We start from the raw sequence: 14,517 nt of genomic DNA on the forward strand, positions 1-14,517 counted from the left end.
CCTGATGTGACGACGGCGGAGGGCGCCCCGAGAAGTCGGGGCGCCCTCCGCCGTCACCAGCCACACCGACTGCACCAGCACACGGACCGGACCAGCCCCACGGGCTCCGCCGCGCTACCCGTCCCGCCGGTGCCGCCCGCCCGCCGTCTCGGGCTCCTCGCCGGCGATCTTCCGCTCCCGCTCGGCCTTCTCCTTCGCCTCCATCTCGGCGAAGACGTCGATGGGAGCGGGCGCCTTCGCCAGGAACACCCAGGTGAGCCAGACCGCGAGCAGGAAGGGCGGGATCTTCAGGGCGATCAGGACCCAGCCCAGCTGAGCGGTGTTCGCCCACCAGTACAGCGGGAAGAGGATCGCGCACTTGGCGAGCAGGATCAGACCCCACGCCCAACTGGCCTTCGCGTACGCCTTCTTGCGACCCGGGTTCCGCTTGCGCCAGGAGAGGTTCTCCTTGAAGACGGGGCCGAGGATCACTCCGATCAGCGGGACCCCGCACAGGGTCGTGACGATGTACGCCAGCGCCAGGCCCAGCGTGTAGAGCATGCCGGGCAGGTAGAAGTCCTTGGCGTTGCCGGTCATCATCGCGAAGACGACACCGAAGGCGACACCGAAGACACCGCTGAAGGCGTGCTTGACGGTGTCCTTCTTGACCAGCCGGACCACGACCAGGGCGAGCGACACGGCCAGCGCGGCGATGGCCGACCAGTGCAGGTCCTTGTTGATCGTGAAGATGGTGACGAAGAGCAGCCCCGGCAGGACCGTCTCGACCATGCCCCGCACGCCGCCGAACGCCTCGAACAGCGCGGCCTCGGTGACCGCCCGGGCGTCTCGCTGCCGGGCGTCTTCGGTGTCTTCGGTCGGCTTGTCGAGCGACGTCACCGGCTACTCCCGTCCGAGGGGTCTCAGTTCGTATTTCGGGTTGAACAGCACACGGCGGCCGCGGCTCATCGAGATCCGGCCCGATGCGATCAGCTTGCGCCCGGGCTCTATGCCCACGATGGAGCGTCTGCCGAGCCACACCACGTCCAGGGCGGCGGAGCCGTCGAACAGCTCGGCCTCCAGGGCCGGGACTCCGGCACGCGGCCGCAGGGTGACCGTGCGCAAGGTACCAGTAACCGTCACGACCTGGCGGTCATGACAGTCGCCGATGCGTGTGCAGCCCGCGGTCTCGGCGTCCTCGCGCAGCTCTTCGGACTCCAGGTCCTCCTGCGACGAGGAGAGCCGGTCGAGCATGCGCCGGAACCGGCCCACCGGCTTCTCGGAACGCGGAACAGCACTCATATCTGAAGCGTACCGGGACACGCCGACAGCTTCGTACCCGCCGTACCGACGCCCGAACCGGTCCTCGCCCGCGCGGTGGCTCACTTCTCGAACCGGTACCCCATGCCCGGCTCCGTGATGAAGTGCTTCGGATGCGAGGGGTCCGCCTCGAGCTTGCGCCGCAGCTGGGCCATGTAGACGCGCAGGTAGTTCGTCTCCGTCCCGTACGACGGACCCCACACCTCCTGCAACAGCTGCTTCTGGCCGACCAGGCGGCCGGCGTTGCGCACCAGCACCTCCAGCAGGTGCCACTCGGTCGGGGTCAGCCGGACGTCCCTCCCGTCCCGGTTGACCTTCTTCGCGGCCAGGTCGACGGTGAAGCCCTCCGTTTCCACCAGCACGTCCTCCTCGCCACCCCCGGTGGGTTCGGCCCGACGGACGGCGGCCCGCAGCCGGGCCAGCAGTTCGTCCATGCCGAAGGGCTTGGTCACGTAGTCGTCTGCGCCGGCGTCCAGCGCCTCGACCTTCTCGTCGGAGGTGTGCCGGGCGGACAGCACCAGAATCGGCACCCGGGTCCAGCCGCGCAGGCCCCTGATCACCTCCACGCCGTCCATGTCGGGCAGTCCGAGGTCGAGGACGACCACGTCGGGGTGGCGGGCGGCGGCGAGCCGGAGGGCGGTGGCACCGTCGTGGGCCGCGTCGACCTCGTACCTGCGGGCCTTGAGGTTGATCACGAGGGCACGCACGATCTGCGGCTCGTCGTCGATCACGAGCACCCGCGTCATGTGGTCCGCCTTTCCGGTGTCACGGCGTGCTGGAGCTCCGGGCGCGATCCCGCCGCGCGGAGCGTGAGCACCATGGTGAGGCCGCCGCCGGGTGTGTCCTCGGCGGTGAGGGTGCCGCCCATCGCCTCGGTGAAACCGCGTGCGACCGCGAGGCCGAGGCCCACACCCGCTCCGCGCGGGGCGTCGCCGTAGCGCTGGAAGGGCTCGAAGATGCGTTCCTTGGCCTCGTCGGGGACGCCCGGCCCACGGTCGACCACCCGCACCTCGACCCGGTCGGCGATGGCGCTGGCGGACACCAGGACGGTGTCGCCGGGCGGGCTGTACTTCACGGCGTTCTCCACCAGGTTGGCCGCCGCCCGCTCCAGCAGTCCGGCGTCCACGGCGACCATGGGCAGGGCCTCCGGAACGTCGAGCTCGACGCTGTCCTCGGGCACCCCGCCGAGCGCCATCGGCACCACCTCGTCGAGGTCGATCTCGCGGATCAGCGGGGTGACCGTGCCGGTCTGCAGCCGGGACATGTCGAGCAGGTTGCCCACCAGGTGGTCGAGGCGGTCGGCGCCGTGCTCGATGCCCTCCAGCAGCTCCGCCCGGTCCTCCTCGGACCACGCGACGTCGTCGGAGCGCAGGCTGGAGACGGCCGCCTTGATGCCGGCCAGCGGTGTGCGCAGGTCATGGCTCACGGCGGCCAGCAGGGCCGTACGGATGCGGTTGCCCTCGGCCAGCGTGCCGGCCCGGTCCGCCTCCTCCTGGAGCCGTCTGCGGTCCAGCACGACGGCGGACTGGGCGGCGAAGGCGGCCAGCACCCGGCGGTCCTCCGCGGGCAGCACCCGGCCGGTCAGCGCGAGGGCCATGTGGTCCCCGACCGGCATGTCGACGTCCGCGTCCTCCGGCCGGTCCACCGGCCGCCCCAGGCCCGCCCGGCCCGCGCAGGTCCACGGGGCGACGTCGCTCTCCCGCTCCAGCAGAGCCGCCGACTCCATGCCGAAGGTCTCGCGGACGCGTTCCAGCAGTTCCTCGAGGCCGGTCTCGCCGCGCAGCACGTTGCCGGCGAGGAAGGAGAGGATCTCCGACTCGGCGCGCAGCCGGGCCGCCTGGTGGGTGCGGCGGGCCGCGAGGTCGACGACGGAGGCGACCGACACCCCGACGGCGACGAAGATCGCGATGCCGACGATGTTCTTGGGGTCGGCGATGGTCCAGTGGTGCAGGGGCGGTGTGTAGAAGTAGTTCAGCAGCAGCGAGCCGACGGCCGCCGAGGCCAGTGCGGGGAAGAGCCCGCCGAGCAGGGCCGCCGCGACCGTCAGCGTCAGGAAGAGCAGCATGTCGTTGGCGAGGCCGAGGTGGACGGTGCTCAGCAGTACGGCGAGAATCACCGGCCCGACGACTCCGACCAGCCAGCCCCAGACGACCCGGGACCGCCCGAGCCGGGCGCCCCGGGCGACGGGCAGTCCGCGTCCCTTGGCGACCTCGTCGTGGGTGACGATGTGCACGTCGAGGTCGGGGCCCGACTCCCGGGCGACCGTGGCGCCGACGCCGGGCCCGAAGACGTACTGCCAGGTCTTGCGGCGCGAGGAGCCGAGGATGATCTGGGTGGCGTTGACCCCGCGCGCGAAGTCCAGCAGCGCGGCCGGTATGTCGTCGCCGACCACGTGGTGGAAGGTGCCGCCCAGGTCCTCGACCAGGGTGCGCTGCAGGGCCAGCTCCTTGGGCGAGGCCGAGGTCAGCCCGTCGCTGCGAGCTATGTAGACGGCCAGCACCTCCCCGCCCGCGCCCTTCTCGGCCAGCCGTGCGGCCCGGCGGATCAGTGTCCGGCCCTCCGGGCCGCCGGTCAGCCCGACGACGATCCGCTCGCGCGAGCCCCAGATCTTCGACACCCGGTGCTCGCTGCGGTACTGCTTCAGGTACTCGTCGACCCGGTCGGCCACCCACAGCAGCGCCAGTTCGCGCAGGGCGGTGAGGTTCCCCGGCCGGAAGTAGTTGGAGAGGGCCGCGTCGACCTTGTCCGCCCTGTAGACGTTGCCGTGGGCCATGCGGCGGCGCAGTGCCTGTGGCGACATGTCGACCAGTTCGATCTGGTCGGCCCGCCGGACCACCTCGTCGGGCAGGGTCTCCTGCTGGCGTACGCCCGTGATGGACTCGACGATGTCGCCGAGCGACTCCAGGTGCTGGATGTTCACCGTCGACACCACGTCGACGCCGGCGGCCAGCAGCTCCTCCACGTCCTGCCAGCGCTTGGCGTTGCCCGAGCCGGGGATGTTGGTGTGGGCGAGTTCGTCCACGAGAGCGACCTCGGGCCGCCGGGCGAGGACGGCGCGCACGTCCATCTCGGTGAAGACGGTGTCGCGGTAGTCCACCTCCTGGCGGGGGATCTGTTCCAGACCGTGCAGCATCACCTCGGTGCGTGGCCGCCCGTGGTGCTCCACGACGGCGACGACGCAGTCGGTGCCCCGCTCGACCCGCCGGTGCGCCTCGGACAGCATCGCGTACGTCTTGCCGACGCCGGGTGCCGCACCGACGTAGATCCGAAGCTTGCCGCGTCCCATGGCCTCATTGTCTTCCGGTCTCCGCTGCCCGCGCAGCGTCGACCTTACGGCGGACGATCGCCGCGATCGGGCCGGAAGGCGGCTTCGGGCCCGCCTTTGACGCAACCCTGACGCCGGGGCGGTCAGTGCTGGACGATCTTCCCGTCGCCCAGCTCCAGCACCCGGTCGGCGAGGTCGAGCAGGGTCGCGTCGTGCGTGGCCACCAGCACGGCCGGGGGCCCGCCCGGGGCGGCGAGGCCGGGAGTGGCGGAGGGCGCGCTGCTGACGACCGCGCGCAGGAGTTCCATCACGGCGTGCCCGGTCTCCGCGTCGAGCTGGCCGGTCGGCTCGTCGGCGATGAGCAGGGCGGGGTCGTTGGCGAGGGCGCGGGCGATGGCGACGCGCTGCTGCTGGCCGCCGGACAGCTCGCCGGGCCGTTGTCCGGCGTGGTCGGCGAGTCCGACCAGGGCCAGCAGCAGTTCGACGCGTTGCTCCCGCTCGCGCGGGTCGGCCCGGCGCAGCCGCAGCGGGACACCGACGTTCTCGGCGGCCGTGAGGATCGGGATGAGCCCGAACGACTGGAAGACGAAGCCGATACGGTCCCGGCGCAGCTCCAGCAGCCCGTTCTCGCCCAGTGCGGCGAGGTCGAGCCCGTCGACGGCGACGCGCCCCTCGTCGGGAGCGTCGAGTCCGCCGACGATGTTGAGAAGCGTGGTCTTCCCGGACCCCGACCGCCCCTTGAGAGCGACGAGTTCGCCGGGCGCGACCTCGAAGGAGACTCCGCGCAGGGCGTGCACGGCGGCGGCTCCGTGGCCGTACGCCTTGTGGACGTTCTCGACCCGCACCATGGTCTCGGTGACCACCTGGCTCATACGCACTCCCCCGTCGGCGGGGCGCCAGTATCACCGTCCGGCGCCCGGCTGTTCAACGGTTCGGTTCGCGTCGGTCCCGTGATGGGGCCTTGTCGTACGGCACAGAAGAGGGCCGCACCCCGGTGGGGTGCGGCCCTCTTCGCGACTGTCTAGCGGACCTCGGTGATCTCCGGTCCACGCTGCAGCTGGCCCATGCCGCCGGAGAAGCGGGAGGTGCCGTCGTCCTGCTGGACGCCCTCCGGCACCATCTGCGCGTCGTTCGGCAGCTTCAGGACGATCGGGTCGCGAGGCGCCATCGGGCCCTCGCCGCGAACCACGACCGTGTCCCGGAAGATCTGCTCGAGCAGCCCGGCGGCCTGCGGCTGCACCGCGCCCTGACCGGAGATCACACCGCGCAGGAACCAGCGGGGACCGTCCACGCCGACGAACCGCACGACCTGGAAGCCGCCCGTGCCGTCCGGCAACTGCACCGGCACCTGAGCCCTGAGCTCCCAGCCCAGCGGACCCTCGACCTCGTCGACGATGCCGCCCTGCTGGGTGATGCCGGAGCCGATCTCCTCGCGCACCTCGCCCCAGATGCCCTCGCGCTTGGGAGCGGCGAAGGCCTGCAGCTGGATGGCGCTGTCGCGCAGCACGACGGTGGCCGCGACGATCGCGTCGCCCGCGACCTCGACCCGCAGCTCCATGCCGTCGACGCCCGGTACGAACATGCCGCCCAGGTCCACCCGGCCCTCGGCCGGGTCGCGGACCTCGGTGCCGTCCCATGGCCCGTCGGGCCGCGGCTCCGGCTCGAGCCGCACGCGCTCGCGCTCGCCCTCTTCGTCCGCCTCAGCGCCGACGCTGTCGACGACCTGCTCGGCCTCGCCGGCCGCGTCCTCGGCGGCACCCTTCTTCTTGCGACGTCCGAACACGTCACTGTCCTTCCCGGTCGGATACGACCGAAGCGTATCGATTCCCACCCGCCCCACCGCCCACGGCGGCAGGGCCACTTGTGCCGCTTGCGCCGCCCACCGCGGCATGACCTCCGGTGGACCCGAAGCCCCCCTCGGCCCGTGCCGAATCGGGAAGTTCCGCGACCTCCTGGAAGCGGACCCTCTCGACCTGCTGGACGACCAGTTGGGCAATCCGGTCGAAGCGCTCGAACCGCACCGACTCGCGCGGGTCGAGATTCACCACGATCACCTTGATCTCCCCACGGTACCCGGCATCAACCGTCCCCGGGGCATTCACGAGGGCGACACCGCAGCGGGCGGCGAGGCCGGATCGAGGGTGCACGAAGGCCGCGTACCCCTCCGGGAGCGCGACAGACACCCCCGTGGGCAGCACGGCCCGCTCGCCCGGCTTCAGTTCACGGCTCTCGGTGGTGCGCAGATCGGCTCCCGCGTCGCCGGGATGCGCGTACGTCGGAAGCGGTACGTCGGGATCGACGCGCCGGATCAGGACCTGCACCGGGTCACGGCTCACGGGTTCACCTCGAAGGCCCGGGCACGCCGCACCTGGTCGGGGTCGCTCAGGGCGGCCTGGATCTCTTCCTGACGGCCGTTCTCGGTGAAGTGGTCGACCTTCACCTCGACGAAGAGGGCGTCGGCCCGGACGGCGACGGGCCCGTCGGGGCCTCCGATGCGTCCGGTGGCGGACGAGTAGATCTTCCGCCTGGCCACCGCGGTGACCTCGGCCTCCAGGTACAGCACGGTGCCGACGGGCACGGGCCGTACGAAGTCGGTCTCCAGCCGCCCGGTCACGGCGATCGTCCGCAGCAGCCAGTTCAGTGAGCCGAGGGTCTCGTCGAGGGCGCTGGCGAGCACACCTCCGTGCGCCAGACCGGGAGCGCCCTGGTGGGCGGGCCGCACGGTGAACTCGGCGGTGAGGGACACACCCTCGCCGGCCCGCGCCTCCAGGTGCAGCCCGTGGGGCTGCTCGCCCCCGCAGCCGAAACACCGGCTGTAGTGCGCACCGAGAAGTTCACCGGGCGCGGGAGCGTCGGGGTGCCGCACCGGCTTCACGGCGTCGGCGGGAGGCTGAAGAGCTGCGGAAGTACCACTCACAGCCGCAGACCTTACCCGCGCGTCGGCACCAACCGGACACCGTGCCAAGCTTGGCCGCATGCAGCCCTCCGCCGCCCCGTACGAAGAACGCCTCACCGCCCCCCGCTCCTGGTGGCTGATCTCCTTCCTGGTCGGGGTTTCGATGGCGCTGATCCTGCTGCCCTTCGGCACCCTGCCGATGCTCGGCGGCCTGGTCGGCGGCACCGCGGCCGCGGCGGTCGTCGCCAGCGCGTACGGCTCGCTGCGCATCCGGGTCGTGGGCGGGCTGCTGATCGCGGGCGAGGCGAAGATCCCGGTGACGGCCCTGGGCGAGGCCGAGGTCCTGGACCAGGAGGAGGCCCGCGCCTGGCGCACCTACAAGGCCGACACCCGGGCCTTCCTGCTGCTGCGCGCCTACATTCCCCGCGCCCTGCGCGTGCAGGTCACCGACCCGGACGATCCGACGCCGTACCTGTATCTGTCGACGCGGGAGCCGGAACGGCTGGCGGAGGCGCTGGAGCAGGCCCGGACGGCGGCCTAGAACATTCGCGCGGGGCGTCGCCCCGCGGGTGAGAGCACGGCTTCCGGACGAGCGGCTTCAGGCCTCGGCCCCAGCTTTCGGTGTCGGCTTTCATACGGCTTTCAGCGGCCGTTTCCGCGGGTGGCGGGGTCGGCCGTTTCAGCGCCCGGGTTCCTTGTGATCGCGCCCGAGGTCCGTGTGGCCACGCCCGAGTTCCTTGGTGATCTCGCCCATCGTCAGCGGGTCCGCGGGCTCCTCGAGGGGCGGCAACGCGGGCAGCGCGTCCCACGGCACCTGGAACTTCCGTAGGTCCTCGCGGATTCGCGCGGCGAGTTTCCGGGTGTCCCGGCGGTTCATGACCGCCCCGACGGCGGCGCCGATCATGAAGGGCATCAGGTTCGGCAGGTTCCGCACCGTCCGCTTCATGATCTGCTGTCGCAGCTCGCGCTTCATGTGGCCGTTCAGCGCCGTGCTCACGGTCGACGGTCTGACCACGTCGATACCGCGCTCGCCCGACCACGAGGTCAGATAGGCGGTGCTGCGCTGCTTCAGGTTTCCCGGCGGCCGTACGCCGTAGACCTCGTGGAGCTCGGCGATCAGCTTGAGCTCGATCGCGGCCACACCGGTGATCTCGGCGGCCAGCTCCGTGGGCATCGCCGGAGGCACGGGCAGCATCGCCGCCGCACCGATCCCGGCTCCGACCGTGGAGGTGGCGTTCGCCGCGCCCGCCACGAGCTTGTCGGCGAGCTGCTCGGCTCCGAGACCCGGGAACTGTCCGCGGAGCGTCTCGAGGTCCCGTACGGGGACCCGCGGGGCGATCTCGATGATCCGGTCGGCAAGGTACGCCAGTCCCGCCCTGGCGCGGCTGCCGCCCTTGCGGACGCCTTCCCTGGCCTTGTTCCCGATCCCCGCCGCCCGTCGCCGGGCGACGGGCACGGGAACCTCCGCCGGCGCCGGGAGGTCACCCCGGGCAACCGTCGGTTCGAGCGAGGCCGATCCGGAATCGGATGAGCCCCGCTCGTCGTCACGCGCGCCGTGAGGACCGCCGTACGGCCCTGGGTCCGCCTTCCGGAGAGGAAAGCGGCGCTTCCGAGGTGGGGTCGAGCCAGTCACGGCCGACCCGTCCTCAGTCGCAGTCGCGGCAGATCGGCTGACCGTTCTTCTCCCGGGCCAGCTGGCTGCGGTGGTGCACCAGGAAGCAGCTCATGCAAGTGAACTCGTCCTGCTGCTTGGGCAATACCCGGACGGCCAGCTCTTCGTTCGAGAGGTCCGCGCCGGGCAGTTCGAGGCCTTCCGCGGCCTCGAACTCGTCGACGTCCACGGCGGATGTCGACTTGTCGTTCCGCCTGGCCTTCAGTTCTTCAAGGCTGTCAGAATCGACGTCGTCGTCGGTCTTGCGTGGGGTGTCGTAATCCGTTGCCATGTCGCTCTCCCCCTCTGGGTGTCTGCAGTGTCTCCAGCGCACGTAACGCGTGAGAGGCCGGACTTGTGCCCGACCCGAGGCGGAGATTTTGCCTCACATCAAGGTCTGTTACTCAATCGACACCCAACCGGACCCCTCAAGAGTGATCGGCTTGGATGGCGAACGGGACCGTACACGGTCCCCATGCCGCTCTACAAAGGCGTCTCACCGTGTACTTCCCGTGATCAGGACCCCCGAAAACCCGGATTATCCCGGCTTTCCGGCAGGTTGCATGATCACCGAGAGTAGATGGCCGGAAATTCGCCCTTGTGATCGATGACACACAGGAGAGCCACTTCGGCGCCCAGAAAATTCCGCGCAAAGCGAACATCCCTGTGTGTCGGGACATGCTCTCAGACAGGCAGGGTGACTCGCATCACCAGCCCACCTCCCTCGCGCGGCTGCGCCGAGATGTGCCCGCCGTGCGCCCGGGCCACTGACCGGACGATGGACAGTCCGAGGCCCACACCCTTGTCGCTGCCGGTGCGCTCCGTACGCAGCCGCCTGAACGGCTCGAAGAGGTTGTCGATCTCGTACGCCGGCACGACCGGCCCTGTGTTGGACACCAGCAGGACCGCCTGGCCGTGCTGGATCTCCGTGTGCACCTCGACCCAGCCATTGTCGGGCACGTTGTAGCGCACCGCGTTCTGAACGAGGTTCAGCGCGATGCGTTCCAGCAGCACGCCGTTGCCCTGCACCACCGCGGACTTCTGTTCTCCGCGGATCTCCACGCCCTTGGCCACGGCCTCGGCGTGCACCTGGTCGACGGCCTGCTCGGCGACCTCGGCGAGGTCCACCGGCTTGCGCTCGACGATCTGGTTGTCGCTGCGGGCCAGCAGCAGCAGTCCCTCGACGAGCTGCTCGCTGCGCTCGTTGGTGGCCAGCAGCGTCTTGCCGAGCTGCTGGAGCTCCATCGGCGCGCCCGGGTCGGACAGGTGCACCTCGAGCAGTGTGCGGTTGATCGCCAGTGGGGTTCTGAGCTCGTGCGAGGCGTTGCCGACGAAGCGCTGCTGAGCGGTGAAGGCGCGCTGCAGTCGCTCCAGCATGTCGTCGAAGGTGTCGGCCAGTTCCTTCAGCTCGTCGTCCGGGCCGTCCAGCTCGATACGGCGGGACAGGTCCGAGCCGGCCACCGCACGCGCGGTGCGGGTGATCCGGCCGAGCGGCGACAGGACCCGGCCGGCCATCGCGTAACCGAAGGCGAACGCGATGATCGCGAGGCCCAGCAGGGCCAGCAGGGAGCGGCTGAGCAGGTTGTCCAGGGCGTGCTGACGCTGCTCGTTGACGCAGTCGCTCATCGCACTGTTGAACACGTCGGGCTGGGCCTTGGTGGGCAGGTCGCAGATCTTGCTGGTGACGCTTCCCTCGGTGACCTTGAAGGGCAGGTCGCTGCCCACGTTCAGCGCCTGCGCGGCCAGCAGATAGATGATCGACAGCAGCAGGATGCCGGCGATCAGGAACATGCCGCCGTACAGCAGCGTGAGCCTTATGCGGATCGTCGGGCGCAGCCACGGCAGCGGCTGGGCCATCGGCCTGCGGGGGTCCCAGGTGGGTTTCGGCGGCGCCTGCGGGGGCGCGGGGGTGGCAGCCATCGGGCTCAGATCCGGTAGCCGGAGCCGGGCACCGTGACGATCACCGCGGGCTCGCCCAGCTTGCGGCGCAGCGTCATGACGGTCACCCGCACGACGTTCGTGAACGGGTCGGTGTTCTCGTCCCACGCCTTCTCCAGCAGCTGCTCCGCCGAGACGACCGCGCCCTCGCTGCGCATCAGCACCTCCAGGACGGCGAACTCCTTCGGCGCGAGCTGGACCTCCTTGCCGTCGCGGAAGACCTCGCGGCGGTTGGGGTCGAGCTTGATGCCGGCGCGCTCCAGGACCGGCGGCAGCGGCACGCTGGTGCGCCGGCCCAGGGCACGCACGCGTGCCGTCAGCTCGCTGAACGCGAACGGCTTGGGCAGATAGTCGTCGGCACCGATCTCCAGTCCCTCGACCCGGTCGCTGACGTCACCGGACGCCGTGAGCATCAACACGCGTGTGGGCATGCCGAGTTCGACGATCTTGCGGCAGACGTCGTCGCCGTGCACGAGCGGGAGGTCACGGTCGAGGACGACCACGTCGTAGTCGTTGACGCCGATGCGCTCCAGGGCGGCCGCGCCGTCGTACACGACGTCGACGGCCATGGCCTCCCGGCGCAGTCCGGTGGCCACCGCATCGGCGAGCAGCTGCTCGTCCTCGACGACGAGTACGCGCACGTCGCTTCCTTCCTGTGTCCACCCGCGTAGCGCCTCTGGGGCATGCGCGGGCAGGGGTTTCGGTGAGTGTGTTGGCGTCCATCCTGCCCTTTTCGGCCATAAGTCGGCTGTAAGGCGGTGAGCGGTCCATGAAGGACGGGTGTGAGGCCCGGGAATGCCAGATTTTCTCGCAGGGTTGAGGTTTCCGTGGAGGGGAGCGGGGGGAGGACGGCTTTACACCCCGCGATCACGCTCTGCATGTACCGCACCACCGTGCGGTACGCGGCGATCCGCTTTCCGCAGAGTGGGCGTGGGTGGCCGGCACCGTCGCCGCCCAGCACGACGGGCAGTGTGCTGGGCACCCTGTGGAGACGTGATCGCCCCTTCCGAACGGCACACCCCCGTGCCATCGACCCACGACCCAGGACGAGGGGGCGCAGCATGGACGCATTCACCGCAGGACTTCGGCAGCGCATAAGGGCGACCGAGTTCGACCTGACGCGGGCTCGTGACGAGGGCGACGACTTCCTCGTCGAGGTGGAACAGGGCGAGCTCGACGACCTGCGCCGCCTCGCCGCCGAGCACGGTGTGGAGGTCGGCGCGTCGTTCTAGCGTCTGTTCAGCTCTTAGGGCAGGACGGCAGGACCCCGGCGAATCCAGCGCCGGGGTTCTGCCGTTTTCATCCGTTCCGCGCCTCCGGCGTGGGTGAACGAGCCGACGGTCAGTCGTGCCAGGCGCCGAAGTCCTCCAGGAGGCGCTGGAGGGGCTCGAAGACTCCTGGGGTGGCCGCGACCGCGAGGTCCCGTGCGGGGCGCTCTCCGGGGCGTCCACCGGTCAGCGCGCCGGCCTCCCGGGCGATCAGGTCCCCCGCCGCGAGGTCCCAGGCGTTGAGGCCGCGCTCGTAGTAGCCGTCGAGGCGGCCCGCGGCGACGTCGCAGAGGTCGACCGCGGCCGAGCCGCTGCGCCGGATGTCACGCAGGAGCGGGATCAGCTTCCGGGCCACCTCGGCCTGGTGGGCGCGGACCTCCAGGACGTAGTTGAAGCCGGTCGAGACCAGCGCCTGGTCCAGGGGCGGCGCGGGACGGCAGGCGAGCTCGCGTTCGCCCTCCCAGGCCCCGGTGGCCCAGGCCCCGCCGCCTCGGACGGCGTGGTACGTCTCGCCGCGCATCGGGGCCGCGACGACCCCGACGACGGTCTCGCCGTCCTGCTCGGCGGCGATGGAGACGGCCCAAGTGGGCAGGTCGTACAGGTAGTTGACCGTGCCGTCGAGCGGGTCGATCACCCAGCGGACACCGCTCGTGCCCGCGCTGGAGGCGCCCTCCTCGCCGAGGAAGCCGTCGTCCGGGCGGTGCTCGGAGATCAGGTCCGTGATCAGCTTCTCCGCCGCGATGTCCATCTCGGTGACCACGTCGATCGGGCTGGACTTGGTGGCGGCGACCGCGAGGTCGGCCGGGCGGCCGTCCCGCAGCAGCTCGCCGGCGCGGCGCGCGGCCTCCTGGGCGAGCTTCAGCAGTTCCGGGTGCAGGGGGTCGCTCACGGGGTTCCTCACGCGTAGGGGCTGTCGGCGCCCGCGGCGGCGGGCCGGGGGGCGCGGGCCGGACAGCAGCCCACGGGGCAGAGGGTGTGGCTCGCGCCGAGCGCGCCCAGGGCGCAGGGGGTGACCGCCTGTCCGCGCTCGACGGCGGCGCGTTCCAGGACGAGGTCGCGGATCGCGGCGGCGAACCGCGGGTCCGCGCCGACGGTGGCCGAGCGACGCACCGGCAGTCCCAGCTCCTCCGCCTTGGCGGCGGCCTCCGTGTCGAGGTCGTAGAGGACCTCCATGTGGTCGGAGACGAAGCCGATGGGGGCCATGACGACGGCCGGCGCCCCGGCGGCGTGCCGCTCCCCGAGGTGGTCGCAGATGTCGGGCTCGAGCCACGGGATGTGCGGGGCTCCGGAGCGCGACTGGTAGACGAGCTGCCACGGGTGGTCGACGCCGGTGCGCTCGCGCACGGCGTCGGCGATCAGCCGCGCGACGTCGAGGTGCTGCTTCACGTAGGCGCCGCCGTCACCGTGCCCCTCGACCGGGCCGGAGGTGTCCGCGGAGGCGAGCGGGATCGAGTGGGTCGAGAAGGCGATGTGGGCGCCGTCCCGGACGTCCTCGGGGAGGTCCGCCAGGGAGCGCAGCACACCCTCGATCATGGGCTCCAGGAAGCCCTCGTGGTTGAAGTAGTGCCGCAGCTTGTCGACCTTCGGCAGTTCCAGGCCCTCCGCCTCCAGCGCGGCGAGCGAGTCCGCGAGGTTCTCGCGGTACTGGCGGCAGCCGGAGTAGGAGGCGTAGGCGCTGGTGGCGAGGACCAGGATGCGGCGGCGGCCGTCGGCGACCATCTCGCGCAGGGTGTCCGTCAGGTAGGGGGCCCAGTTGCGGTTGCCCCAGTAGACCGGCAGGTCCAGTCCGTGGTCCGCGAAGTCCTTGCGCAGGCCGTCCAGCAGGGCGCGGTTCTGGTCGTTGATCGGGCTGACCCCGCCGAAGAGGAAGTAGTGCTGTCCGACTTCCTTGAGGCGTTCCTTGGGGATGCCGCGCCCGCGCGTCACGTTCTCCAGGAACGGGACCACGTCGTCCGGCCCCTCCGGGCCGCCGAACGAGAGCAGGAGCAGGGCGTCGTAGGGGGTGGCATCGAGCGCGTCTCGCATGAGTCGATCCTGCCACCCGGCACCGACAGCCGGGAAACGGTGGGTCGGCCGGGGTGGCGACCGGACCTGCGGGGAGGGGGGCGGACAGCGAACCCGGGCTGTCCGCGGGGGTGCGTTAGGGTCACCTTATTCGTAAGCTGTATCGGCCACCTTCACGCCTTACCGGCGCGTTCACGCC

General features: G+C 71.0%; 16 protein-coding genes. 2 read left to right on the plus strand and 14 right to left on the minus strand.

The annotated features are described in order from the left end of the window. Window positions 1–114: 114 nt before the first annotated feature. The 8 genes from OG985_RS14095 to OG985_RS14130 all read right to left on the minus strand — a co-directional run bounded on the left by OG985_RS14095 (window position 115) and on the right by OG985_RS14130 (window position 7,478). Window positions 115–876: a DUF3159 domain-containing protein gene (locus OG985_RS14095; RefSeq protein ID WP_371668670.1), complete on the minus strand. Its 762-nt coding sequence runs from the start codon at window positions 874–876 to the stop codon at window positions 115–117. A gap of 3 nt (window positions 877–879) precedes the next feature. Then, window positions 880–1,278, minus strand: a complete 399-nt coding sequence (locus OG985_RS14100) for an OB-fold nucleic acid binding domain-containing protein (protein ID WP_371668671.1) — start codon at window positions 1,276–1,278, stop codon at window positions 880–882. A gap of 80 nt (window positions 1,279–1,358) precedes the next feature. After that, window positions 1,359–2,042: a response regulator gene (locus OG985_RS14105; RefSeq protein WP_371668672.1), complete on the minus strand. Its 684-nt coding sequence runs from the start codon at window positions 2,040–2,042 to the stop codon at window positions 1,359–1,361. Then, window positions 2,039–4,582, minus strand: a complete 2,544-nt coding sequence (locus OG985_RS14110) for an ATP-binding protein (protein ID WP_371668673.1) — start codon at window positions 4,580–4,582, stop codon at window positions 2,039–2,041. Before OG985_RS14110 ends, OG985_RS14105 begins: the two co-directional genes overlap by 4 nt. Window positions 4,583–4,704: 122 nt before the next feature. After that, a complete protein-coding gene (locus tag OG985_RS14115; RefSeq protein ID WP_371668674.1) occupies window positions 4,705–5,433 on the minus strand; it encodes an ABC transporter ATP-binding protein in 729 nt (242 codons plus the stop codon). Between the two features lie 149 nt (window positions 5,434–5,582). After that, a complete protein-coding gene (locus OG985_RS14120) occupies window positions 5,583–6,344 on the minus strand; it encodes a DUF3710 domain-containing protein (protein WP_371668675.1) in 762 nt (253 codons plus the stop codon). Between the two features lies 1 nt (window position 6,345). Then, window positions 6,346–6,897, minus strand: coding sequence for a dUTP diphosphatase (dut, locus tag OG985_RS14125; protein ID WP_371668676.1), 552 nt, complete (start codon window positions 6,895–6,897; stop codon window positions 6,346–6,348). Then, window positions 6,894–7,478: a PaaI family thioesterase gene (locus OG985_RS14130; RefSeq protein WP_371668677.1), complete on the minus strand. Its 585-nt coding sequence runs from the start codon at window positions 7,476–7,478 to the stop codon at window positions 6,894–6,896. The genes dut and OG985_RS14130 overlap by 4 nt, the downstream gene beginning before the upstream one ends. A 58-nt stretch (window positions 7,479–7,536) precedes the next feature. On the opposite strand from OG985_RS14130, the gene OG985_RS14135 reads away from it, so the two are divergent. Continuing rightward, window positions 7,537–7,998, plus strand: a complete 462-nt coding sequence (locus tag OG985_RS14135) for a DUF3093 domain-containing protein (protein WP_371668678.1) — start codon at window positions 7,537–7,539, stop codon at window positions 7,996–7,998. 138 nt (window positions 7,999–8,136) lie between these two features. Here OG985_RS14135 and OG985_RS14140 read toward each other — a convergent pair whose 3' ends face one another. From OG985_RS14140 to OG985_RS14155, 4 genes are all read right to left on the minus strand, one after another. Then, the gene (locus OG985_RS14140; protein ID WP_371668679.1) at window positions 8,137–9,090 is read right to left on the minus strand and encodes a hypothetical protein; all 954 of its coding nucleotides are present in this window, start codon (window positions 9,088–9,090) and stop codon (window positions 8,137–8,139) included. A 13-nt stretch (window positions 9,091–9,103) separates the two neighbouring features. Next, window positions 9,104–9,400, minus strand: a complete 297-nt coding sequence (locus tag OG985_RS14145; protein ID WP_005481602.1) for a DUF4193 domain-containing protein — start codon at window positions 9,398–9,400, stop codon at window positions 9,104–9,106. A gap of 392 nt (window positions 9,401–9,792) precedes the next feature. After that, a complete protein-coding gene (locus OG985_RS14150; protein ID WP_371668680.1) occupies window positions 9,793–11,028 on the minus strand; it encodes a sensor histidine kinase in 1,236 nt (411 codons plus the stop codon). A gap of 5 nt (window positions 11,029–11,033) precedes the next feature. Then, window positions 11,034–11,687, minus strand: coding sequence for a response regulator transcription factor (locus OG985_RS14155; protein ID WP_030605557.1), 654 nt, complete (start codon window positions 11,685–11,687; stop codon window positions 11,034–11,036). 420 nt (window positions 11,688–12,107) lie between these two features. On the opposite strand from OG985_RS14155, the gene OG985_RS14160 reads away from it, so the two are divergent. Beyond that, on the plus strand, window positions 12,108–12,278 hold the full coding sequence (locus tag OG985_RS14160) for a hypothetical protein (RefSeq protein ID WP_371668681.1): 171 nt from the start codon (window positions 12,108–12,110) through the stop codon (window positions 12,276–12,278). 109 nt (window positions 12,279–12,387) lie between these two features. Here OG985_RS14160 and OG985_RS14165 read toward each other — a convergent pair whose 3' ends face one another. Both OG985_RS14165 and OG985_RS14170 read right to left on the minus strand, forming a co-directional pair. Beyond that, window positions 12,388–13,203 carry an inositol monophosphatase family protein gene (locus tag OG985_RS14165; protein ID WP_371668682.1) on the minus strand — a complete coding sequence of 272 codons (816 nt, stop codon included), beginning with the start codon at window positions 13,201–13,203 and terminating at the stop codon, window positions 12,388–12,390. 8 nt (window positions 13,204–13,211) lie between these two features. Beyond that, window positions 13,212–14,339: a ferrochelatase gene (locus OG985_RS14170; RefSeq protein WP_371668683.1), complete on the minus strand. Its 1,128-nt coding sequence runs from the start codon at window positions 14,337–14,339 to the stop codon at window positions 13,212–13,214. Window positions 14,340–14,517 lie beyond the last annotated feature (178 nt).

It is taken from the genome of Streptomyces sp. NBC_00289 (assembly GCF_041435115.1).
Taxonomy (GTDB): domain Bacteria; phylum Actinomycetota; class Actinomycetes; order Streptomycetales; family Streptomycetaceae; genus Streptomyces.